Source organism: Pulveribacter sp., from assembly GCF_032079985.1.
Classification (GTDB): domain Bacteria; phylum Pseudomonadota; class Gammaproteobacteria; order Burkholderiales; family Burkholderiaceae_C; genus Melaminivora.
The window spans coordinates 81,640-103,099 of the sequence record NZ_DAMATK010000005.1 but is presented as its reverse complement, the minus strand read 5'-3'; the positions used below and the strand labels follow the sequence as shown (position 1 = coordinate 103,099).

Annotated in this window: 22 protein-coding genes; 8 read left to right on the top strand and 14 right to left on the bottom strand. The window is 71.8% G+C overall.

The annotated features are described in order from the left end of the window. Window positions 1–89: 89 nt before the first annotated feature. From RT282_RS14195 to RT282_RS14185, 3 genes are all read right to left on the bottom strand, one after another. Window positions 90–950, bottom strand: a complete 861-nt coding sequence (locus RT282_RS14195; protein WP_313315206.1) for a M48 family metallopeptidase — start codon at window positions 948–950, stop codon at window positions 90–92. A 91-nt stretch (window positions 951–1,041) separates the two neighbouring features. After that, the gene (locus RT282_RS14190) at window positions 1,042–1,971 is read right to left on the bottom strand and encodes a DMT family transporter (RefSeq protein WP_313315204.1); all 930 of its coding nucleotides are present in this window, start codon (window positions 1,969–1,971) and stop codon (window positions 1,042–1,044) included. A gap of 131 nt (window positions 1,972–2,102) precedes the next feature. Next, complete coding sequence (locus RT282_RS14185; protein WP_312304106.1) at window positions 2,103–2,795, bottom strand: helix-turn-helix domain-containing protein; 693 nt, start codon at window positions 2,793–2,795, stop codon at window positions 2,103–2,105. Between the two features lie 46 nt (window positions 2,796–2,841). Here RT282_RS14185 and RT282_RS14180 point away from each other — a divergent pair, with 46 nt between their 5' ends. The 4 genes from RT282_RS14180 to RT282_RS14165 all read left to right on the top strand — a co-directional run bounded on the left by RT282_RS14180 (window position 2,842) and on the right by RT282_RS14165 (window position 6,979). Continuing rightward, entirely contained in the window at window positions 2,842–4,176 is a 1,335-nt protein-coding gene (locus tag RT282_RS14180; RefSeq protein WP_313315201.1) for an AmpG family muropeptide MFS transporter, read from the top strand. 101 nt (window positions 4,177–4,277) lie between these two features. Continuing rightward, window positions 4,278–4,997 carry a response regulator transcription factor gene (locus tag RT282_RS14175; RefSeq protein WP_312304102.1) on the top strand — a complete coding sequence of 240 codons (720 nt, stop codon included), beginning with the start codon at window positions 4,278–4,280 and terminating at the stop codon, window positions 4,995–4,997. 42 nt (window positions 4,998–5,039) lie between these two features. Further along, entirely contained in the window at window positions 5,040–6,263 is a 1,224-nt protein-coding gene (locus tag RT282_RS14170) for an ATP-binding protein (RefSeq protein ID WP_313315198.1), read from the top strand. After that, window positions 6,260–6,979 (top strand): MOSC domain-containing protein, encoded by a 720-nt coding sequence (locus RT282_RS14165; protein WP_313315196.1) that lies wholly within the window; start codon window positions 6,260–6,262, stop codon window positions 6,977–6,979. Before RT282_RS14170 ends, RT282_RS14165 begins: the two co-directional genes overlap by 4 nt. Window positions 6,980–6,987: 8 nt before the next feature. Here RT282_RS14165 and RT282_RS14160 read toward each other — a convergent pair whose 3' ends face one another. Continuing rightward, window positions 6,988–8,220 (bottom strand): YbfB/YjiJ family MFS transporter, encoded by a 1,233-nt coding sequence (locus tag RT282_RS14160; protein ID WP_313315193.1) that lies wholly within the window; start codon window positions 8,218–8,220, stop codon window positions 6,988–6,990. Between the two features lie 52 nt (window positions 8,221–8,272). Here RT282_RS14160 and RT282_RS14155 point away from each other — a divergent pair, with 52 nt between their 5' ends. The 3 genes from RT282_RS14155 to galE are packed head-to-tail and all read left to right on the top strand — an operon-like array spanning window position 8,273 to window position 11,314. Next, window positions 8,273–9,154: a LysR family transcriptional regulator gene (locus tag RT282_RS14155; RefSeq protein WP_313315191.1), complete on the top strand. Its 882-nt coding sequence runs from the start codon at window positions 8,273–8,275 to the stop codon at window positions 9,152–9,154. Between the two features lie 19 nt (window positions 9,155–9,173). Next, window positions 9,174–10,247 carry a nitronate monooxygenase gene (locus RT282_RS14150; protein ID WP_313315190.1) on the top strand — a complete coding sequence of 358 codons (1,074 nt, stop codon included), beginning with the start codon at window positions 9,174–9,176 and terminating at the stop codon, window positions 10,245–10,247. A gap of 56 nt (window positions 10,248–10,303) precedes the next feature. After that, complete coding sequence (gene galE / locus RT282_RS14145) at window positions 10,304–11,314, top strand: UDP-glucose 4-epimerase GalE (RefSeq protein WP_313315189.1); 1,011 nt, start codon at window positions 10,304–10,306, stop codon at window positions 11,312–11,314. Between the two features lie 29 nt (window positions 11,315–11,343). On the opposite strand, the gene RT282_RS14140 is transcribed toward galE, so the two are convergent. The 8 genes from RT282_RS14140 to radA all read right to left on the bottom strand — a co-directional run bounded on the left by RT282_RS14140 (window position 11,344) and on the right by radA (window position 18,659). Continuing rightward, window positions 11,344–12,105: a hypothetical protein gene (locus tag RT282_RS14140; protein WP_313315186.1), complete on the bottom strand. Its 762-nt coding sequence runs from the start codon at window positions 12,103–12,105 to the stop codon at window positions 11,344–11,346. A gap of 22 nt (window positions 12,106–12,127) precedes the next feature. Further along, window positions 12,128–13,153: a glycosyltransferase family 2 protein gene (locus RT282_RS14135; RefSeq protein WP_313315183.1), complete on the bottom strand. Its 1,026-nt coding sequence runs from the start codon at window positions 13,151–13,153 to the stop codon at window positions 12,128–12,130. Beyond that, window positions 13,153–14,412 carry an O-antigen ligase family protein gene (locus RT282_RS14130; protein ID WP_313315180.1) on the bottom strand — a complete coding sequence of 420 codons (1,260 nt, stop codon included), beginning with the start codon at window positions 14,410–14,412 and terminating at the stop codon, window positions 13,153–13,155. Before RT282_RS14130 ends, RT282_RS14135 begins: the two co-directional genes overlap by 1 nt. Continuing rightward, window positions 14,409–15,530 carry a glycosyltransferase gene (locus RT282_RS14125; protein WP_312756395.1) on the bottom strand — a complete coding sequence of 374 codons (1,122 nt, stop codon included), beginning with the start codon at window positions 15,528–15,530 and terminating at the stop codon, window positions 14,409–14,411. Before RT282_RS14125 ends, RT282_RS14130 begins: the two co-directional genes overlap by 4 nt. Before the next feature lie 52 nt (window positions 15,531–15,582). Next, window positions 15,583–15,792 (bottom strand): zinc-finger domain-containing protein, encoded by a 210-nt coding sequence (locus tag RT282_RS14120; protein ID WP_312756393.1) that lies wholly within the window; start codon window positions 15,790–15,792, stop codon window positions 15,583–15,585. Between the two features lie 5 nt (window positions 15,793–15,797). Next, on the bottom strand, window positions 15,798–16,736 hold the full coding sequence (locus RT282_RS14115; RefSeq protein ID WP_313315176.1) for a branched-chain amino acid transaminase: 939 nt from the start codon (window positions 16,734–16,736) through the stop codon (window positions 15,798–15,800). Between the two features lie 60 nt (window positions 16,737–16,796). Further along, a complete protein-coding gene (locus tag RT282_RS14110; protein ID WP_313315173.1) occupies window positions 16,797–17,201 on the bottom strand; it encodes a glycerate kinase in 405 nt (134 codons plus the stop codon). A gap of 75 nt (window positions 17,202–17,276) precedes the next feature. Further along, a complete protein-coding gene (gene radA, locus RT282_RS14105; protein WP_313315171.1) occupies window positions 17,277–18,659 on the bottom strand; it encodes a DNA repair protein RadA in 1,383 nt (460 codons plus the stop codon). A gap of 105 nt (window positions 18,660–18,764) precedes the next feature. On the opposite strand from radA, the gene RT282_RS14100 reads away from it, so the two are divergent. Next, window positions 18,765–18,929: a hypothetical protein gene (locus tag RT282_RS14100; protein ID WP_313315168.1), complete on the top strand. Its 165-nt coding sequence runs from the start codon at window positions 18,765–18,767 to the stop codon at window positions 18,927–18,929. A gap of 179 nt (window positions 18,930–19,108) precedes the next feature. Here the strand turns inward: RT282_RS14100 and RT282_RS14095 are convergent, their stop codons facing one another. Further along, window positions 19,109–20,095 (bottom strand): cytochrome-c peroxidase, encoded by a 987-nt coding sequence (locus tag RT282_RS14095; RefSeq protein ID WP_409519495.1) that lies wholly within the window; start codon window positions 20,093–20,095, stop codon window positions 19,109–19,111. Between the two features lie 184 nt (window positions 20,096–20,279). Next, window positions 20,280–21,380 carry an alanine racemase gene (gene alr, locus RT282_RS14090; RefSeq protein WP_313315165.1) on the bottom strand — a complete coding sequence of 367 codons (1,101 nt, stop codon included), beginning with the start codon at window positions 21,378–21,380 and terminating at the stop codon, window positions 20,280–20,282. Window positions 21,381–21,460 lie beyond the last annotated feature (80 nt).

The window sequence follows — 21,460 nt, the reverse complement described above, 5'->3', positions numbered from 1 at the left end:
CGCCTTCGGAAAAACCGCGAGGCTAGCGACGATGCGCCGCGCTGTCTATCGCCCTTTTGGGCGACAAAACGACGGATCGGTAGGAGCGGCTAGCGCGAGCGCGCCTGCCGGTACAGGCCCTGCACGCGCGGCACGTTCTGCTCCAGCTCGCGGATGCGGTCTGGCCCCGTGGGGTGGGTGGACAGAAAACCGATGCCGCTGCTGCCCGTGGCCTCGCCCATCTTGCGCCACAGGCTCACGGCGGCCTGCGGGTCGTAGCCGGCGCGGGCGGCCAGTTCCAGGCCGACCAGGTCGGCCTCGGTCTCGTCGCCGCGGCTGAACTTCAGCGTCAGCAGCTGCGTGCCCAGGTTGGCCGCGGCGTTGCCCAGGTCGCCCAGGCCCAGCAACTGTGCGCCCAGCGACAGGCCGATGCTGGTGGCCTGGCTCTTGGCGATGCGCGAGCGGGCGTGCTCGCGCAGGGCGTGGGCCATCTCGTGGCCCATGATCATGGCCACCTCGTCGTCGGTCAGCTTCAACTGCTCCAGGATGCCGGTATAGAAGGCGATCTTGCCGCCGGGCATGCAAAAGGCATTGATCTGCTTGCTGCCAATCAGGTTGACCTCCCAGCGCCAGTCCCGCGCGCGCGGGTTCCACTGCGCGGCGTGGGGAATGATGCGCTGGGCGATGGTGCGCAGGCGCACCAGCTGCGGATGGCCCTCGGGCGCTAGCGCGCGCTTGGCGCGAGCCTGCTCCAGCAGCTGGTGGTATTGCTGGGTGGCCGAGCCCTCCAGCGTCTCGGCCGGCACCAGGCTGCGCAGGCGCGAGGCGTCGCCCACGTCGACCTGGGCGGCGGCGGGCAGCGCGACGGCAGCCAGGCCCGCCAGCACGAAGGCGCGGCGCGCGTTCCAGACACGGCAGCAGCCGCAGGGCTGCACCAGGGGAGCGTTTTGGCAGGATTCGGGCGTACTCATAGGTGGCGCAGAGTCTATGCGCGCCCGGGCAGCCGGCGTTGCAGGTGGCTGCGCCAGCGGGGCGTCGGCAGGCGCCTGCAGCGCCGGCCCGTCAGCTCCGGGGGCCGCGCAGCTCGGCCGCCACCACGATCAGCAGCCCCGCCAGCACCCCGCCCAGGCCGGCGAACGCCATGGCCGAGGGCCGCTCGCCGACCACCGCGATGGCCAGGGCGAAGGCCGTGACCGGCTCGGCCAGGGCCAGCGTGACGCCCGTGGCACCGCTGATGTGGCGCAGCGCGCTGCTGAACAGCAGGTAGGCCAGGCCCGTGGCGACCAGCCCCAGGTAGGCCACCACCGCCCAGGTGCCGGCCTGCGCCGCCGCCAGCGGCCCGCCCAGCGCCAGCGCCGCAGGCAGCGACAGCACGGCCGCGCCGCCGAACACGGCCAGGTTGACCGTGGCCGCCCCGGCCTGCGCCACCAGGCGCTTGTTGACCAGGGCATAGCCGGCGTAGGACAGTCCGGCCAGCAGGCACAGCGCGATCCCCGCCGGCGGCGCGCTGACGCTGGCGCGCCCGTCCAGCGCCATGGCCGCCCCGCCGGCCACGCCCAGCAGCGTGCCCAGCCACCACAGCGGCGGGGGCAGGCGCCGCTGCCACACCGTCTGCAGCAGGCCGGCCCATATGGGGCCGCTGCCGATCGCCAGGGCCGTTCCCAGAGCCACGCCGGCCGAGCGCACGCCGGCGAAAAAGCTCAGGTTGTAGGCGGCCACGCAGACGGCGCCGGCCAGCGCCGCCGGCCAGTGCAGCTGCCGTATTTGGCCCGCGCGCAGCCCCGGCCAGGCCAGCACGGCGAAGAACGCGCTGGCGAACACCAGGCGCAGAGCCCCCACCCAGTAGGGCGACAGCCCGGCCGGCGCCAGGCTTTGCGCCGTGCCCGTGGTGCCCCACAGCATGGCAGCCAGCAGCACCATGCCGATGGCGCGCGCGGGCGAGGACGCGGAAAGGACAGCGGCAGCAGAGGACGACAGCGATGACGAGGCCATGCCCCGATGGTGCCGCCGCCGCGGCCGGCAAATGTCGAGCAACGCGCGGGGTGCGAGGGCTGGATGCTATTCAAACAGTAGCTGCCAGCGCTTGCTCAGCAAGGGCTGGGAGCCTTTTCGATGCTGAACGCTCAATCTGCCCCTGCACCCGTGCGCCGCAGCGCCCGCGCGCCCACGCCGCGCTCGCGCCGTAGCGCGTAGGCCAGGGCGCTGGCGCTGGCGTAGCCGGTGCGCAGGGCCGTGGCCTCCAGCGGCTGGCCGCGCGCCAGGGCGCGCCCGGCGGCGTCCAGCCGGCGCGCGCGCAGCCAGTCCTGGGGCGTCAGGCCGGTCAGCTCCAGCCAGCGGGCGTGAAAACGCGCGGCGCTCAGGTGGAACAGCTGCGCCATGCGGGCCGTGGGCCAGGCCTCGTGCAGGGCGGCGTCCACGGCGGCCTGCAGCACGCGCGCGTCCAGGGCCCGGCGCGCCAGCACCCGCGGCGACTGCAGCAGCAGCGCCAGCCGGGCCTCGGCGGCGCAGGTGTCCGCGCTGCGCGCGGCCGGCGGCACGGCGAAGCGGCGCACGCGCTGCAGCCCGGCGGCGGGCGGCGCGTCGATCACGTAGATGCGCGTGCCGGGCCGCGCCAGATAGCCGTGCTCGGTGCCCGCCGGCACCAGCAGGCCGCAGGCGGTGTCGACGAAGGCGGCGTGGCCGGCGACCTCCAGCTCCATGCGCCCGTGCAGGGCGTAGAGGATCTGCGCGTGGCCGTCGTGCGCATGCGCCCGGTGCTCGCCGTCGTAGCAGCGCACGGAAGCGACGGGCAGGGCGGGGGCGGCGGGTGGGCGCATGGGGCCATCATGCTACGGCAGCGGGGCTGCGGATAATGCCCGCTCCATGCCCGAACACCACGCCCCTGCCCCGCCCTCCCGCTCCTGGCTGCAGGCCTGGCGCGTCTACCTGGAGCCAGCCAGCCTGCGCATGCTGGCGCTGGGCTTTTCCGCCGGGCTGCCGCTGCTGCTGGTGCTGGGCACGCTGTCGTTTCGCCTGCGCGAGGCGGGCATCGACCGCACCACCATCGGCTATCTGTCCTGGGTGGCGCTGGCCTATGCCTTCAAGTGGGCCTGGGCGCCGCTGGTGGACCGGCTGCCGCTGCCGCTGCTCACCCGCCGCCTGGGCCGGCGGCGCAGCTGGCTGCTGCTGGCGCAGCTGGCCGTGGCGGCGGGGCTGGCCGGCATGGCGCTGGTCGATCCGCGCACGCAGCTGGGCGCGCTGGTGGCCTGCGCGCTGGTGGTGGCCTTCGGCTCGGCCACGCAGGACATCGCGCTGGACGCCTTTCGCATCGAGTCGGCCGCGCTTGAGCGCCAGGCTGCCCTGGCCGCCACCTACCAGACGGGCTACCGGCTGGCCATGATCTGGGCCGGCGCGGGCGTGCTGTGGCTGGCCGCGCGCGCCGAGGAAGCGGGCGCCACCGGCTACCAGGCCGGCGCCTGGCAGGTGGCCTACCTGGCCATGGCCGCGTCCATGCTGGTGGGCATGCTCACCGTGGCGCTGTCGCCCGAGCCCGCGCCGCGCCCGCTGTCGCCCGCACGAGACTTCAGCGAGTGGCTGCGCGGCGCCGTGGTGGCGCCGTTCGCCGACTTCATCACCCGCTACCGCTGGCAGGCGGGGCTGATCCTGGCGCTGATCGCCACCTACCGCATCAGCGACGTGGTCATGGGCATCATGGCCAACCCGTTCTACGTGGACATGGGCTACACCAAGGACGAGGTGGCCGCCGTCACCAAGGTCTACGGCGTGGCCATGACGCTGGCCGGCGCCTTCGTGGGCGGCGTGCTGTCCATGCGCCTGGGCGTCATGCGCGTGCTGATGCTGGGCGCGGTCTTGAGCGCGGCCAGCAACCTGCTGTTCGCCTGGCTGGCCGGCCACGGGCACGACGTGCGGGCGCTGGTGGCCGTGGTCTCGGCCGACAACCTGGCCGGGGGCATCGCCTCGGCGGCTTTCATCGCCTACCTGTCGGGGCTGACCAACGTGCAGTACTCGGCCACGCAGTACGCGCTGTTCAGCTCCATGATGGTGCTGCTGCCCAAATGGCTGGCGGGCTTTTCCGGGCAGTTCGTGGACGCCTACGGCTACGCCCGCTTTTTCACGTCCACCGCGCTGCTGGGCCTGCCAGTGCTGGTGCTGGTGGCCCTGGCGGCGCGTAGCATGAAAAAGGCCTCCAGCCCTTGATGCACAAGCGCTGGCAGCTATATATTTGATAGTGCCGTGGTTTACCGCGGCTTTACGTATCCGAAACCCTGGCGAGACAGCCGCAGCGGAGGATGGCCCGCATGAGTTCGCAGCTTCTGATGATCGAGGACGACCTGCGCCTGGCGCAGATGGTCAGCGAATACCTGGCCCAGTCGGGCCTGCGCGTGGCGCACATGGCCGACGGCGAGAGTGGTCTGGCGCACCTGCAAAGCCCCGATGGCGGCGCGCCGCCCCCCGACCTGGTCATCCTGGACCTGATGCTACCGGGCATCGACGGTCTGGAGGTGTGCCGGCGCATCCGCGCCCTGCCCGGCGCGTCCGCGCGCATCCCGGTGCTGATGCTCACGGCCAAGGGCGACCCCATGGACCGCGTCATCGGCCTGGAGATCGGCGCCGACGACTACCTGCCCAAGCCCTTCGAGCCGCGCGAGCTGCTGGCGCGCGTGCGCGCCCTGCTGCGCCGGCGCGAGGCCGGCAGCGCGCCGCCGGCCAACGTCATGCGCTTCGGCCAGCTGGAGATCGACCGCGACGCGCGCACGGTGAGCGTGGCCGGGCAGTCGGCGGAGCTGACCTCCTACCAGTTCGACCTGCTGGTCACCATGGCCGAGCGCGCCGGCCGCGTGCTCACGCGCGAACAGATCATGGAGGCCGTGCGCGGGCGCGAGCTGGAGGCGTTCGACCGCTCCATCGACGTGCACATGGGCCGCATCCGCGCCGCCATCGAGGCCGATCCGAAGAACCCGCGGCGCATCCTCACCGTGCGCGGCGTGGGCTACGTCTTCGCCAGACAGCAGGACTGAGACCGATGCGACGGCACCCCTGCCAGGACCCCTTGCGCTGAAATGTCCCTGATCAGCCCCTTCTCGCGCCGCCTGTACCTGCGCATCTGGCTCGCCGTGGTGGGCGGCGTGCTGGTGTTCGCGTTCGCCGTCGGCATCGCCTGGCGCTGGGCGGCCGAACAGAGCCAGCAGCAGCCGCCTGCGCGCGAGATCGTCATCACCGACGCCCAGGGCCGCACGCTGGTGGACGGCGTGGGCATCCGCCAGCGGCGCGAGCCGGGCGAGGGCGTGCGCTACCGCATCGAGTCCGAGGCCGGCAGCGTGTACGAGATGGAGCTGTCGCCGCGCCCGCCCCGCACGCGCCCGGGCGAGCACGGGCCGGCCTCCTGGTTCCGCCCGCCCTTCAGCTTTCTGTGGATGCTGGCGCTGGTGGGCATTGCTGTCACCGTGGGCGTGTTTCCCATCATCCGGCGGCTGCTGCAGCGCCTGGAGCAGCTCGAGCGCAGCGTGCAGCGCTTTGGTGAGGGCGACCTGTCAGTGCGCGTGCCCGAGCAGGGCCACGACGAGGTGGCCCGCCTGTCGCGCCAGTTCAACGCCGCCGCGGCGCGCATCCAGGCGCTGGTGCAGTCGCACAAGTCGCTGCTGGCCAATGCCTCGCACGAGCTGCGCTCGCCGCTGACGCGCATCCGCATGGGGCTGGAACTGCTGCAGGCCGGGTCCGCCCCGCCGGCCGCGCGTGCCGAGATCGAGCGCAACATCGCCGAGCTGGACCAGCTGGTGGACGAGATCCTGCTGGCCAGCCGGTTGGACGCCGGCGTCAGCGACGGGGTGCACATCGAAAGCGTGGACCTGCTCGGCCTGGCGGCCGAGGAGTGCGTGCGCGTGGACGCCGAGCTGAGCACCGATGGCACGGGTCCGCTGGAGGTGCTGGGCGATGGCCGGCTGCTGCGCCGCGTGCTGCGCAACCTGCTGGAGAACGCCCGCCGCTACAGCCAGGGCGAGGTCACGCTGTCGCTACAGCGCCAGGGCGAAGTCAACGTGCTGCGTGTGTGCGACCTGGGGCCCGGCGTGCCGCCCGAGCAGCGCGAGCGCATCTTCGAGCCCTTTTATCGCCTGCCCGGCGCCAGCGAGCGCAGCGGCGGCGTGGGCCTGGGCCTGGCGCTGGTGCGCTCCATCGCGGAGCGACACGGCGCCAACGTGCACTGCGAAGGCCGCCCCGACGGACGCCAGGGCGCCTGCTTCGTGCTGCGTCTGCCGGCCCAGGGCGCGGCATCATCGCTGGCATGACGTCCCTTCTCCTTCCACAGGTCCCCGCCCTGGGCACGCTGCGCCGCGTGCTCGCCGGCCCGGCCCGGCCCTATACCCGGCCCGGCAGCTGCAGCGCCATCGACAAGCAGCCGCGCGGCGGGCCGGTGGCCGTCGGCACGCTGGGACTGGAAGGCGACGAGCAAGGCGATCTGCGCGTGCATGGCGGGCCGCACAAGGCGGTGCATTGCTACCCCTGGGAACACTACGAACTCTGGCGCCGGGAGCTGGCCGGGCAGGCGCAGGCGCATGACCTGCTCTCGCGCCCCGGGGCGTTCGGCGAGAACTTCAGCCTGGACGGCCTGGACGAGGCCGGCGTCTGCCTGGGCGACCAGTGGCAGGTGGGCAGCGCGCGGCTGGAGGTCAGCCAGGGCCGCCAGCCCTGCTGGAAGCTGAACGACCGCTTCGGCGTTCCTGATATGGCCCTGCGCCTGCAAGCCAGCCTGCGCACCGGCTGGTACCTGCGCGTGCTGCAGCCCGGCCAGGTGCAGGAAGGTGACGTCGTGCGGCTGCTGGCGCGCCCTCACCCGCAATGGCCGCTGGCGCGCATCCTGCGGGTGATCGCCGAGCGCGAGTGCACACCCGAGCTGCTGAGCGAGCTGTTGGCGCTGCCGCTGCCGCCGTCGTGGCAGCGGCTGTTCACCCGGCGCCTGGAGGCTGGCCAGGCCGAGGACTGGAGCGCGCGCGTCAACGGATAGGCGGCTTCTCAGGTACGCACGGGCCAGCGCCAGGCCGACAGCGCATACATCCCCGCCCCCAGCGCCAGCGCCGCCGCGGCCATTGCCAGGGCGCGCGCAAAGCCCGCCGCCTCGCCGCCCGCGGCCACCAGCGCGGCCGCCATGGGCGGACCGGCGATCTGGCCCAGGCCGTAGGCGGCCGTCACCAGGCTGGCGAAGCTGTCGGCCGAGGCCGGCCACAGGCGGCGCGCCTCCTGCAGGCCGAAGAAGGTGATGGCCGTGAACGGCAGGCCCAGCAGCACGCTGCCCAGGGCAAAGCCCTCGGGCGTGGGCCACCACAGTCCCACGGCGATGCCCAGGGCCTGCATCGCGTAGCCGCCCACCAGCAGCCAGCGGCGGTCCCACGCCGCGCTGGCGCGCGAACTCAGGGCCGCGCCCGCTGCCACGGCCACGCCGAAGATGGGCCAGAACAGGTCGGGCCAGGGCGAGCCCACCGGCAGCGCGCCGCGCGCGATCACCGGCAGAAAGGTGGCGGTGATGATGTAGCCCAGCCCCGCCAGGCCGTAGGCGATGGCGTGCAGCGCCCGCGCCGCGCCGCTGGCCGCCGGCCGCGCCGCTCCCGCGGCCGGTGCGTGGCTACCCGCTGGCGCCGCCCGCCCCTGCAGCACCGGCCAGACCAGGGCGCACAGCAGCACCGCCAGCGCACCGAAGGCGGCCCAGCCGGCCGCCGCGCGCCAGTGCGCGGCCACCATGGCGCTGGTCATGAAGCCGGTCAGCGCAATGCCCACCCCCGGGCCGCAGAAGATCAGCGCGCCCAGCGCCGGCCGGCCCAGCACCGTCAGGCGCACCATGCACCAGGAGGCCACGTTGAGCAGCACGAAGGCGCTGGCCACCCCGGCGGCAAAGCGCAGCAGGGGCCAGCTGCCGGGCAGCGGCAGCGCCATGGCCACCGTCAGCAGCACCGTGGCCACCAAACCCGCGCGCGCCAGCCGCGCCGGATGCCAGCGCGCATACCACCCCGGGGCCAGCCAGGGCAGGGCCATGCAGGCCAGCGCTCCGAGCAGGTAGCCGATGTAGTTGACCGTGGCCAGCCAGCTGCCACCGGCCAGCGTGATCACGCCGTCGGACAGCATCATGGGCAGCAGCGGCGTGAAGGCAAAGCGCCCCACGCCCATGGCCACGGCCAGGGACAGCAGCCCGGTCAGCGCCACAGCGCGCGGCTGATGGCGAAACGACGGCCCTTCAATGCTTGCGGCGTCCATACTGTTTTAAGATTGATTTATCTAATAATCATCTCACAAACGGATTCGACACATGGACCTGATCGCGCTGGAAATCTTCGCCGCCGTGGCTCAGGAGGGCAGCGCTACCCGCGCCGCCGAGCGGCTGCAGCGCGCGCAGTCCAACGTGACCACGCGCGTGCAGCAGCTGGAGGAATCGCTGGGCTGCGCCCTGTTCGTGCGCGAGGGCCGCGGCATGGTGCTGACACCCGCCGGCCAGCGCCTGGCCGGCTATGCCGAGCGGCTGCTGGCGCTGGCCGAGGAGGCGCGCCAGGCCGTGTGCTCGGACCGGCCCAGCGGCCGCCTGCGCCTGGGCGCCATGGAGAGCACCGCCGCTGCCCGCCTGCCCGGTCCCCTGGCGCGGCTGCACGCCCAGTGGCCCCAGCTGCTGCTGGAGCTACGCACCGGCTCCTCGCGCCCGCTGGCCGACGACGTGCTGGCCCATCGCCTGGACTGCGCCCTGCTGGCCTGGCCCCCGCCCGGGCTGGAGGACGCCGACGTGCCCCTGGCGCGCACCACTGTCTTCACCGAACGCCTGCTGCTGGCCCTGCCCGCCGGCCACCCGCCCGTGAGCGGGCCGGGACAGTTGCAGCTGGACACGCTGGCCGCCTTTGCCCGCGGCTGCACCTACCGGCGCATCGGCGAGGACTGGATGCACCACGCCCTGGGCCGCGCGCCGCGCGTGCTGGAGCTGGCCTCCTACGCCACCATCCTGGCCTGCGTGGCTGCCGGGCGCTGCGCCGGCGTGGTGCCGCAGTCGGTACGCGAGCTGCTGCGCACGCCGCCGCCTCTGCAATGGCTGGACCTGGGCGAGTGCGAGACCGTGCTGGTGCACCGCCCCGGCTACGACACGCCGGCGCTGGCCGCGCTGCTGCAGGCGCTGCGCCCGGATGCGCTGCCCTCTTCTCTTGCCTGAAACTGCCTAGGAGCCTGTCATGCCCACTGCCAACGTCCTGCTCGAACGCCTGTCCATCGCCCTGCCCATCATCCAGGGGCCCATGACCGGCTCGGACACGCCGCAGCTGGCGGTGGCCGTGTCCGAGGCCGGCGGGCTGGGCATGTTGGGCTGCGGCATGCGCTCACCGCAGGCCATGCACGAGGCGGCGGCCGCCGTGCGCGCCGCCACCGGCCGGCCCTTCGGCATGAACCTGTTCGTGCTGCAGACGCCCTCGCCCGACGCGGCCACGGTGCGCGCCGCCATTGAGCGCCTGGCGCCGCTGTACGCCGACCTGGGCCTGGCCGCGCCCGAGCCACCCACCCGCTGGTGCGAGGATTTCGGCGCCCAGTTCGAGGCCCTGATCGCCGAGCGCCCGGCCGTGGCCAGCTTCACCTTCGGGCTGCTGACGGCGGCGCAGGTGGCGCGTGTGAAGTCCGAGGCCGGCAGCTTCGTCATCGGCACCGCCACCACCGTGGCCGAGGCGCGCGCCTGGGCCGAGGTGGGGGTGGACGCGGTTTGCGCCTCGGGCATGGAGGGCGGCGGGCACCGCGGCAGCTTTCTGGACCTGGGAAGCAGCAGCCAGATCGGCACCATGGCCCTGGTGCCGGCCTGCGTGGATGCCCTGGACATCCCCGTGATCGCCGCCGGCGGCATCATGGACGGGCGCGGCATCGCTGCCGCCCAGGCTCTGGGCGCTCAGGCGGTGCAGATGGGCACCGCCTTCCTGGCCTGCCCGGAGTCGGCCATCGGCGTCGCCCAGCGCGCGGCCATGGCCCAGGCCCAAGGCAGCGACACGCGCATCACCCGCGCCTATTCGGGCCGCCCGGCGCGCGGCATCGTCAACACCATGATGGAGCGACTGGATGCGCACGAGGCCGAGCTGCCCGCCTACCCGGTGCAAAACGCCCTGACCGGCGCGCTGCGCCGCGCCGCGGCCGCGCAGGGACGGGCCGACCACCTGTCTCTGTGGGCCGGCCAGGGCGTGGCGCTGGCGCGGGCGCTGCCAGCCGCGGAGCTGGTGCAGACGCTGGCTGGCGAGTGGCGCGCCGCGCTTGCTGCCCTGGCCGCTTGAATCCAGGCCTGACAATCGTCCCTTTGACCGGCGCGCCGCGCGGGAGCGAGCAAGCAATGAAGAACATCCTGGTCGTCGGCGGCGCCGGCTACATCGGCTCGCACATGGTGTGGCTGCTGGGCCAGCGCGGCCTGCAGGTGGTGGTGCTGGACAACCTGAGCGCCGGGCACCGCGACGCCGTGCTGCACGGCGAACTGGTGGAGGGCGACATGGCCGACCGCGCGCTGCTGGACCGCGTGCTGTCCGCCCGGCCCTTCGACGCCGTGATGCACTTCGCCTCGAGCATCCAGGTGGGCGAGTCGGTGGCCGACCCGGCGAAGTACTACGTGAACAACGTCGCCCGCACGCTGGCGCTGCTGGAGGCCATGCGTGCCCACGGCGTGCGGCAATTCGTGTTCTCCTCCACCGCGGCGGTCTTTGGCGAACCGCTGCGCATCCCAATCGGCGAGGACCACCCCTGCGCGCCCATCAACCCCTACGGCCGTACCAAGTGGATGGTCGAGCAGGTGCTGGCCGACTACGCCGCCGCGTACGGCCTGCGCTCCGTCAGCCTGCGCTACTTCAATGCCGCCGGCGCGCATCCGCTGGGCCTGCTGGGCGAGCGCCACGAGCCCGAGACACACCTGATCCCGCTGGTGCTTCAGGCCGCCGCCGGTCGCAGGGCGCACGTGAGCGTCTTCGGGCGCGACTACGACACGCCGGACGGCACCTGCATCCGTGACTACGTGCACGTCATGGACCTGGCCGAGGCGCACTGGCTGGCGCTGCAGCACCTGGCCGCAGGCGGCGCGGGCGGCGCCTTCAACCTGGGCAACGGCGACGGCTATTCGGTGCAGCAGGTGATCGACACCGCGCAGCGGGTGACGGGGCGGGAGATTGCCGTACAGGAGGGCGCGCGCCGCCCGGGCGATCCGGCCCGGCTGGTGGCCGATGCGGCACGGGCGCGCTCGGTGCTGGGCTGGCAGCCGCGCCGCGCGGACCTGCAGACCATCGTGGCCGACGCCTGGCGCTGGGAATGCCGCGGCGGCACGCCGGACGCTATGCTTTCAGTAGCTGCTCGCGCTTGACTGGTGGGCGCTAGAGCCCTATTTGACTGTCAATCACCATCCCACCAGCGCGTGCGCTCGCGGGTGTGGCGCTGGCGAAAGCGCAGGTACACGTTGTCGTTGCCCGCGCGCTGCAGGCGATCGAAGATCTCCAGCACCAGCGCGCCCAGGGGATGCAGCGCACACACGTCGCCCAGGCGCCAGCGCATGTTGCGCAGCGTGTCGTCGGTGCCGGCGATGAAGGCCGTCAGCCCGTCGAACAGCCCGACGCGGTGGCTGTGCAGGGCCTGCAGCGCATCGGGACGGTCGCTCAGGCCGTGCGCGGCCTGCAGGTAGCGCTCGGTCTCCTGCAGCTTGATGGTGTTGACCAGCAGCGGGCCGTTCATGGCCACGGCGCGCAGCACCGGGTCAGCGGCGTGGTCGATGAAGGTGTCGCAGGCGGCAACCAGCCAGCGCAGGTCCAGCCGTGTGCGCAGGAAGTCGGTCTCGGCCAGCCACATGCGCTCCAGGCGCTGGTAATTGCCGGCCACGTCGGCCTCGCGGCGGATCAGCACGATCAGCTGGGCGTGCTGATACAGCAGCTGCGGCTGGCCGGCGAACTCGCCCTGCAGGCGCCGCAGGTGCTCGCTCAGGTCGGTCGAGGCGCCATGGGCGTAGCTGGGTTCGCCGCCCTGCGGGCCGCCGGGCACCAGCGCGTCCTTCAGCGCCTGCCAGTCCTCGCTCTGCTGCGCGGCCACTGCGGCGGCGCCGAAGCGCCGACGGTGGCGGTTGAAGGAGAACCATTTTTCGAACGAAGTCTTGCGGCGTTTCATGGCGATTGCGGCGTCCTTGGAGTCAGGCACCTGGCCGGGCGTTGAACCAGCGCAGCAGGCGCTGCCGGCGCAGCCACCAGCCGCGCAGCAGCCAGTCTCGCGCCAGCGCCTGGGGTGCCAGCGGCGAAATGCGCAGGAAATTCTCGCGCAGGCGCTGCGCCGCTGCAGTGGGCGGCTCACCCCAGTCGGCGGCGCAGCCCTGGCGGCACAGGTAGCGCATGGCCCCGGCCAGGCAGCGCGCCGCCTGGTGTGCCAGCGCCCGCTGCACCCGGGGGTCGCTAGCGCACTCGGTGTCGCGCAGCGCCTGGGCCAGCGGCGCCAGCGCGGCGGACTGGTCCAGCGCCTTGGCCGGCGTCATGGTGGCCAGGATGCTGCTGGCGCGCTGGCGATAGGCCACCCAGGGGCTGGGCTGGTAATAGAAGCTGGCCGCGCGCAGGGCCAGCAGCGGCATGGTCGCCATGTCCTCGAAATAGCGGCCGGCCGGAAAGCGCAGGTCGTCCGTCCACAGAGCGCGGCGCGAAATCTTGGACCAGGCATGCAGCTGGCCGGTGTCCAGCAGGCCGGCCAGCAGTGCGCAGCGGTCGCGCACCAGCCGTCGCGCCGGGCCGCAGAAGCTGCGCCGGTGACCCTCGCCGCGCAGCCGGTGCTTGAGCCGCGTGCGCTCGCGCAGCAGGGCGAAGTCGCACAGCACCACGTCGGGCCCGTAGGCCTGCACGATGGCGCGCAGCCCGGCCACGGCGCCAGGCAGCAGGCGGTCGTCGGAGTCCAGGAACCACAGGTATTCACCCTGAGCCGCCTCGAGCAGCGTGTTGCGCGCGGCGCTCAGGCCGGCGTTGCGCTCGTGCCGCAGCAGTTGCAGCCGGCCGGGCCAGCGCAGTGCCAGCTCCTGCAGCAGCTCGCCGCACCCGTCGGTGGAGCAGTCGTCCAGCGCCAGCACCTGCACGCCGTCGCCGGGCGCAGTCTGCTCCATGACGGACTGCAGGCATTCCAGCAGCCAGGGCCGGACGTTGTAGACCGGCACCAGGATGCTGAGCCAGCAGGCGGCCATCAGCGCCGCGCCTCCACGCCCCGCAGCGCGGCCCACAGCACCGCCACGTAGAAGACGAAGGTCATGATGCCGCTGTTGTGGTTGAAGAACGGCTGGGACATGCCGAACACCACGTAGGCCACCACCAGCACGCTGCCCATGATGCGCAGCGCCAGCGCGTCACGCCAGGGCGGCGTGTCTTCGGCATGCAGCTGCAGCCGGCGGGCGCCCGGCCAGAACAATCGCAGCGCCCAGCCGTAGAGCGCCAGCTGCAGCAGCAGCCCGACAAAGCCGACCTTGACCCAGACGTCCAGCAGGTCGTTGTGCACCTGGGGGTAGCGCGTCATCTCGGCCGCCAGCTCGCCGCGGTCCACGCGTCGCTGCACCTCGTCGACGTAGCCGTGTGCGCCCCAGCCCAGCCAGGGCTTTTGCGGGATCAGCTCGGCCACCAGCCGGTACTGCGTCAGGCGCAGGCCGACCGAGGTGTCCTCCTGGCCGTGTTCGACGAAGCTCTTGACCTCCAGCGCGGCCAGGTCGACGCGCTCGCGCAGGCGCGGGGCCGTGGCCAGCAGCACCGCCAGCACCGCCACCAGCACCACGGACCCGGCCAGCAGCCGGCCGAACAGTCGGCGCCGAATGCGCCAGGCCAGCAGCAGCGCCATGGGAATGAGCGCCGCCAGCGCCACCCAGCCCCCGCGCGACTGCGACAGCAGCGAGGCGCACAGCGCCAGGCCCACGGCCAGGGCCATGAGCGAGCGCCACGCCCAGCCGTGCTGGCGCCAGAAGACCACCAGCTGTACCGCGTTCATGCAGCCCAGCAGCAGGGCCACGTTGCCCCACTGGATGGCATTGGTGAAGCCGGTGGCCCGCTCCATGCCCTGCGCCCAGGCCTGCCACAGCGCCAGCAGGCCCATGCCGATGCAGCCGATGGGCAGCCCGGCGAAGAAGGCCTGCGGTCGGGGCGCGAAGGTGGTCAGAAACAGCAGGCAGGGCACGCCCAGCAGCCACTTCAGGCCCTTGTCGGCGCGCGCGAAGCCGCTGTCCAGCGACAGCAGGAACCACATGAAGCCCATGGCGCACAGCAGCAGCGCCAGGCCCAGCGTGTCCCGGTCCGGGCGGCGGCCCAGCCACCAGGGCGCACAACCCAGCGCCCCCAGCAGCAGCAGCGCCGCTGCGTAGGAATAGCCCGAAGGCACCCACAGCGCCAATGCCGGCAGCAGGAAGGCCGCCAGCGTGGTCAGCTGCGGCGCCAGGGCGGGAACGGTCCAGTGGCCCTTCATGATTCGAGTGCTTTCGGTTCGAGCAGCGCGCGGTAGCGCTGCCACATCAGTTCATGGCCATGTTCGCGCAGCGCCTGCAGGCGTGCGGCCTGGCCCAGGCGCTGGGCCAGGGCGGCGTCTTTCAACAACTGCTGCAGTGCATCGGCCAGGGCAGCGGCATCCTGCGGCGGCACCAGCAGGCCGGTGCTGCCGTGCGCGATGACCTCGCGCACGCCCACCACGTCGGAACCCACGCAGGCGCAGCCGGCGGCCATGGCCTCCACCAGCGCCAGCGGCATGCCCTCCCAGCGGGTGGACAGGGCGAACACCTGCGTGGTCGCCAGCCGCTGCGGCAGGTCGGACACGCTGCCCAGAAAGTGCACCTGATCGCTCAGCCCCAGCCGGCGCACGAGTGCCTGTGCCTGGCGCTGCAGCCGCCGGCTGCCGCCGCCGGCCAGGTACAGCGCCGGCGCCAGGCCGCGCTGGCGCAGCAAGGCCAGGGCGCGGATCAGCGTGGCGTGGTCCTTTTGCCGGGCAAAGCGCGAGGCCATGAGGATGGCAGGCGCACGGCCCTGCCAGCGCGCGGGCAGCAGTGCGTCCGGGAAGCGCTCCAGGGCGATGCCGTTGGGGATGGCGATGCACTGCCGCGGCGCGAATCCGCGCTCGACCAGGCTGGCGCGCACGCCTTCGGACACGCCGATGCTGGCGCGCGTGTGCGGGGCCAGTGCCAGCGCCTGGCGCAGGCGGTGCGGCGTGTAGCGCTCGCGCGCGTTGTGTTCCACGTGGAAGATGTGCGGCACACCCTCGGCCGCGGCGGCCTGCCGGCCCCAGATGTGGTCGCTGAAGCCATGGGCGAAGACGACGTCCGGGCGCCACGCACGGATCACGCGGCGCAGCTGCCAGACGGTGAGCGCATGCAGCCAGTTGGAGACCACCTGCACCTGCAGGCCCTGCGCGCGCAGCGCCTGCACCCGCTGCTCGGTGGTGCCCCGCTTGCGACGCAGCACCAGCAGTGTCTGCAGCCCCGCGTCCTCCCGCGCCGCCAGGCACAGGTCGACCGCCACCTGGGTCGCGCCAGAGAAGCCGCCAGTGACGAAATGCAGCACCCGCAGCGGCCTGCCCGCAGGCTGCGCCGGCATGGTTTGCGCCGAATTGTTCAACGTGCCTGTGGTGCAGCGCGGGCGCCGGCCCTCAGTGTCCGCCGGACACCACCTCGCCCGCCTTGAGCCGGTAGACCGTGCCGCAATACGGGCACTTGGCCTCACCGGTGTGGGCCACGTCCAGGTAGATGCGCGGGTGGCTGTTCCACAGCTTCATCTCCGCGTGGGGATTCGGGCAGTAAACGCCGTTGCCGCGCAGCAGGTCGCGGGCCAGCAATTCAACGACAGCTTCTTGCGTCATGGCGTTCAGACCTTGGTGAGCCACTGGGCGTACTTGGGATTGCGGCCATTGACGATGTCGAAGAACGCGTTTTGCACCTTCTCGGTGACAGGCCCCCGGCTGCCCGCGCCGATCTGGATGCGGTCCAGCTCGCGGATCGGGGTGACCTCGGCCGCCGTGCCGGTGAAGAAGGCCTCATCGGCGATGTAGACCTCGTCGCGCGTGATGCGCTTTTGCACCAGCTCCAGGCCCAGGTCCTGGGCTATGTGCAGCACCGTGTTGCGCGTGATGCCGTTCAGGGCGCCGGCCGACAGGTCGGGGGTGTAGATGCGTCCATCCTTGACGACGAAGATGTTCTCGCCCGCGCCCTCGGAAACGAAACCCGAGGCGTCCAGCAGCAGCGCCTCGTCGTAGCCGTCGTCCAGGGCCTCCATGTTGGCCAGGATGGAGTTGGTGTAGTTGGACACCGTCTTGGCCTGCGTCATGGTGATGTTGACGTGGTGGCGGGTGTAGCTGCTGGTCTTGACGCGGATGCCGCGCTTCATGCCTTCCTCGCCCAGGTAGGCGCCCCAGGCCCAGGCCGCGACCATGACGTGGATCCGGTTGCCCTTGGGCGACACGCCGAGCTTTTCCGAGCCGATCCACACCAGGGGGCGCAGGTAGCACGAGGACAGGTTGTTCTCGCGCACCACGGCGCGCTGCGCCTCGTTGATTTCGTCCTGCGAGAACGGCATGGCCATGCGCAGGATCTTGGCGCTGTTGAACAGGCGCTGGGTGTGCTCCTGCAGGCGGAAGATGGCCGTCCCGTCAGCCGTCTCGTAGGCGCGCACGCCTTCGAAGGCGCCGCAGCCGTAGTGCAGCGTGTGGGTCAGCACGTGGATCTTGGCGTCGCGCCAGTCCACCATCTGGCCGTCCATCCAGATCTTGCCGTCACGGTCGGCCAGCGAAGGTACTACGGGGCTCATGGGAATCCTTTGTCACTCGGAAGAGAACGCCGGGCCGCGCGGCCCGGGAAACCGGCAATTTTACGTTCCGTCCGCGCGCGTGGGCCGTTCCAGCTGCCAGCGCTTCAGCCGCCCGTGCATGAATTCGCACGTTACCTGTGAGCCGCTGGCGTCCTTCCACAGGTAGATTTCGGGTTCGCCGCCTTCCACGGACAGCTGCTGGCCCAGCGAGCGCGTGATGGCCACCACGTGCATCAGGTTGACGCCGGGCTTGAGCTTGGCGTTGAGCATCACGGCGCTGCCCACGTGGCCGATGGGGTTCCTGGAGGCCTTTTGCATCACGTTCATCAGCCGCGTGAGGTGCAGCAGGCCCCACATGAGCACGCCGCCGCCCACCACCAGCAGGCCCTGCAGGCCCCAGGCACGCCAGCCGGCAAACAGCACCACGATGAGAACGATGGGAATGGCGACGTTGCGCAGATTCATGGCGCGCATTGTCCCTGCTGGCGGGCCGCTGCGCACTGTGGCTGCTGCGTAGACGCCGCCCTTCCTCATTCGTGCTCAGGCCAGTTCGCGCACCGCCTGCATGGCCTCTTCCACGCGCTCCACGGCGTGGATGGTCAGGCCGGGGATGGGCTTCTTGGGCGCATTGGCCTTGGGCACCACGGCCACGGTGAAGCCCAGTTTCGCGGCCTCCTTCAGGCGCTCCTGCCCGCGCGGGGCCGGACGCACCTCGCCGGCCAGGCCCACCTCGCCGAAGGCGATGAAGCCCTTGGGGAGCGCGCGCGCACGCAGGCTGGAGGTGATGGACAGCAGCACCGCCAGGTCGGCCGCCGGCTCGCTGATGCGCACGCCGCCCACGGCGTTCACGAACACGTCCTGGTCGGCCGACGCGATGCCCGCGTGGCGGTGCAGCACCGCCAGCAGCATGGCCAGGCGGTCGCGCTCCAGGCCCACGGACAGCCGCCGCGGGCTGGGCCCGCCGCTGTCCACCAACGCCTGGATCTCCACCAGCAGGGGCCGCGTGCCCTCCAGCGTGACCAGCACGCAGCTGCCGGGCACCGGCTCGCTGTGCTGCGACAGGAAGATGGCGCTGGGGTTGGCCACGCCCTTGAGGCCCTTTTCCGTCATGGCGAACACGCCGATCTCGTTGACGGCGCCGAAGCGGTTCTTGATGGCCCGCACCAGGCGGAAGGCGCTGTGCGTGTCGCCCTCGAAGTACAGCACCGTGTCCACCATGTGCTCCAGCACGCGCGGACCGGCCAGTGCCCCCTCCTTGGTCACGTGGCCCACCAGGACGATGGCGATGCCCGTGGCCTTCGCCAGGCGCGTCAGGTGCGCGGCGCACTCGCGCACCTGCGCCACCGAGCCCGGCGCGCTGGTCAGCTGGTCGGAGTACATGGTCTGGATGGAGTCGATCACGCACACCGCCGGCTGCGTGGCCTGCACCGTGGCCAGGATTTTCTCCAGCTGGATCTCGGCCAGCACATTGACTTGGCTGCCCTCCAGGCCCAGCCGGCGCGAGCGCAGGGCCACCTGGGCGCCGCTTTCCTCGCCCGTCACATACAGCGTGGGCAGGTGGGCGCGCTGCAGCGCGTCCAGCGCCTGCAGCAGCAGCGTGGATTTGCCGATGCCCGGGTCACCGCCGATCAGCACCACGCCGCCCTCGACCACGCCACCGCCCAGCACGCGGTCTAACTCCTCCAGCCCGGTGGGCGTGCGCACCACCTCGGTGGCCTCGATGCTGGACAGCGGCGCCACGGCCTGGGCCTGCGCCAGGCCGGCGTACTGCGGCGTGCTCAGGCGGTTCTTGCCGGCGCCCGCCGCCTCGGGGAGGGTCTCGATCAGCGTGTTCCAGGCCCCGCAGCCCGGGCATTTGCCCAGCCAGCGCGGGCTGGTGGTGGCGCACTCGGTGCAGGTGTAGAGGGTTTTTTCCTTGGCCATGAAATGAGGAGTGGAACGGGTGCGCAGGGCTGTCGGCCCCATCCTACCCGCGCCCTTGCGGCGGCGCGCCTACCATGGCTGCAAGCCCTTTTGCCTTGTCCGACCATGCCGCTCCCCGCCTCTTCCAAGCTGGCAGCCGCGCTGATGGCGGCCGCCGCGGCGCTGGCCCTGTCGGCCTGCGACCCCCGCCCGGCCGACCGTCCGCTCAAGCCCACCGCGCCGCCCGTGCCAGCCCCATCGGCCGCCACCGCGCCCGCCGCGGGCGGCTGACGGGCCGCCTCGAAAATTGCAGCCAAATTGGCCCTCATCCCTTGCAGGACAAGCGCTGGCAGCTCCTATTTGAGGAGCTAGCGACCCAAAAAAAGGCCGGAGCCGGGCGAGGGCACCGACCTGTCAAGGCCACGCCCGCAGGCGCAGCCGGCTTTCATTTTTCCGCCGGACCGCTTTTCTCAGTCGAAGGGCCGGGGGCGCTGGGTCTTGTCGCTCGAGGGCGGCAGGATGGGCATGACCAGCTGGGGCTGGTCGCCGGTCAGCGTCTTCAGGAAGGCGACGATGTCGGCGTTCTCCTGGGCCGTGAAGGTCTTGCCCAGTTGAATGCGGCCCATGGTGTCCACCGCCTGCGCCAGCGTGTCGGCGGCGCCGTCGTGGAAGTAGGGATAGGTCAGCTCCACGTTGCGCAGCGTCGGCACCTTGAAGTTGAAGCGCTCGGCGTCGTTGCCGGTGACGGCGAAGCGCCCCTCGGCCGGGTTGTCGGTCTTGTAGGGCTCGACCAGGCCCATCTTCTGGAACGACGTGCCGCCCAGGTTGGGGCCGTTGTGGCAGGCCACGCATCCGGCGCTCTTGAACAGCTGCCAGCCGCGCAGCTCCTGGTCGTTGATGGCCTGCTTGTTGCCCTTGAGCCACTGGTCGAAACGCGCATTGGGAGTGACCAGCGTCTCCTCGAAGGCGGCAATCGCCGTGGTGACCTCGGCGATGGACAGCTTGTCGGTGCCGAAGACCTGCTTGAACTCGGCCACGTACTGCGGGATGGAGCGCAGCATGTCCACCGCCAGTTCGTGCGTGAAGGCCATCTCGCCCGGGTTGGCGATGGGGCCGCCGGCCTGCTCGCGCAGGTCCTTGGCGCGCCCGTCCCAGAACTGGGCCATGTTCAGGCTGGAGTTGAGCACCGTGGGCGAGTTGATCGGGCCCTTTTGCCAGTTGTGGCCGATGGAGGTCTTCAGGTTGTCCGAGCCGCCCATGCTCAGGTTGTGGCACGAGTTGCAGGAGATGAAGCCCGAGCGCGACAGGCGCGGGTCGAACCACAGCTTCTTGCCCAGCTCGGCCTGCGCGGCGTTCACGGCCTTGGGCGGCTCGATGGGCTGCACCGGCTCGGCGGCACGCGCCGCCGTGGCGGCCAGCAGTGCCGCGGCAACCGCGGAGCCCAGCGTCAGGCGCATGAGGGGAATGAGGGACGGGGTCTTGTTGCTTCGCATGGGCACTCCACCAATGTGTTTTTGTTGCAGCAGCGTCTGGCACTGCAACTGCATTGTTCGGGAAGACCCAGGGGCGCCTTTTGATGCAAAACAAGCAAAGACCCTTTTGAAAAAAGGGCCAAAAAGGGCTGGCCGGCGGCGAGCGCTTTCAGTCCGGCTCAACGGCTACCGGAACACGTGGCGCCACAGCGCACATCAGCTCGTAGCCAATGGTGCCGGCGGCCTCGGCCACCTCGTCCACCGGCAGCACGGCGCCGCCGGGGCCGCGGCCCCACAGCGTCACCTCGCTACCGATGGCGGCGTCGGGCACGGGCGTCAGATCCACCGCCAGCATGTCCATGCTGACCCGGCCCACGACCCGGGTGCGCACCCCATCCACCAGCACCGGCGTTCCGGTGGGCGCGTGGCGCGGATAGCCGTCGGCGTAGCCGCAGGCCACCACGCCGATGGCCATGGCGCCGGGCGCGGCAAAGCGCGAGCCGTAGCCCACGGTCTCGCCCTCGCTCAGCTGCTGCACGCCGATGAGGCGCGAGGCCAGCGTCATGGCCGGCTGCAGGCCCCAGTCCGAAGCCGTGCGCTGCGGGTGGTCGGGGGCGCCGCCATACAGGGCGATGCCGGCGCGCACCCAGTCCAGACGCACGTCGGCCTGCAGGCCGTGGCGCAGCAGGGCGGCGCTGTTGCAGATGCTGCGCTCGCCCGGCAAGTCCTCGGTGGCGGCCTGGAAGGCGGCCAGCTGGTGGGCGATGCCGCGCGGGCCGTCGGCGTCGGAGAAGTGCGTCATCAGCGAAATTTCCTCGACCTGCGGCAGCGCCGACAGGCGCGCCCAGGCGGCGCGAAAACGCTCGGGCCTGAAGCCCAGGCGGTTCATGCCGGAGTTCATCTTCAGGAAGACGCGGTGCGGCGCGTGCGTCTTGTGCGCCGACAGCCAGTCGATCTGCGCGTCGCAGTGCACGGCATGCCACAGCGACAGGCGCGAGCACAGCTCCAGGTCGCGCGGCTCGAACACGCCTTCCAGCAGCAGGATGGGGCCGCGCCAGCCCAGTTGGCGCACGCGCTCGGCCTCGTCCAGGTCCAGCAGGGCGATGCCGTCGGCCCCGCGCAGCGCACCCCAGACGCGCTCGATGCCGTGGCCGTAGGCATTGGCCTTGACCACCGCCCAGACACGCGCGTCCGGCGCGGCGCGGCGCGCCCGCTCCAGGTTGGCGCGCAGCGCCGCAGGGTGGATGGTGGCTTGGATGGGGCGCGGCATGGCAGCTCGTACAGAGGGGAAAACGCGTCCTATTCTGGCATCGCCCCCCGCAGCCTGCGTGCTATAACCGCCCGTCGCTC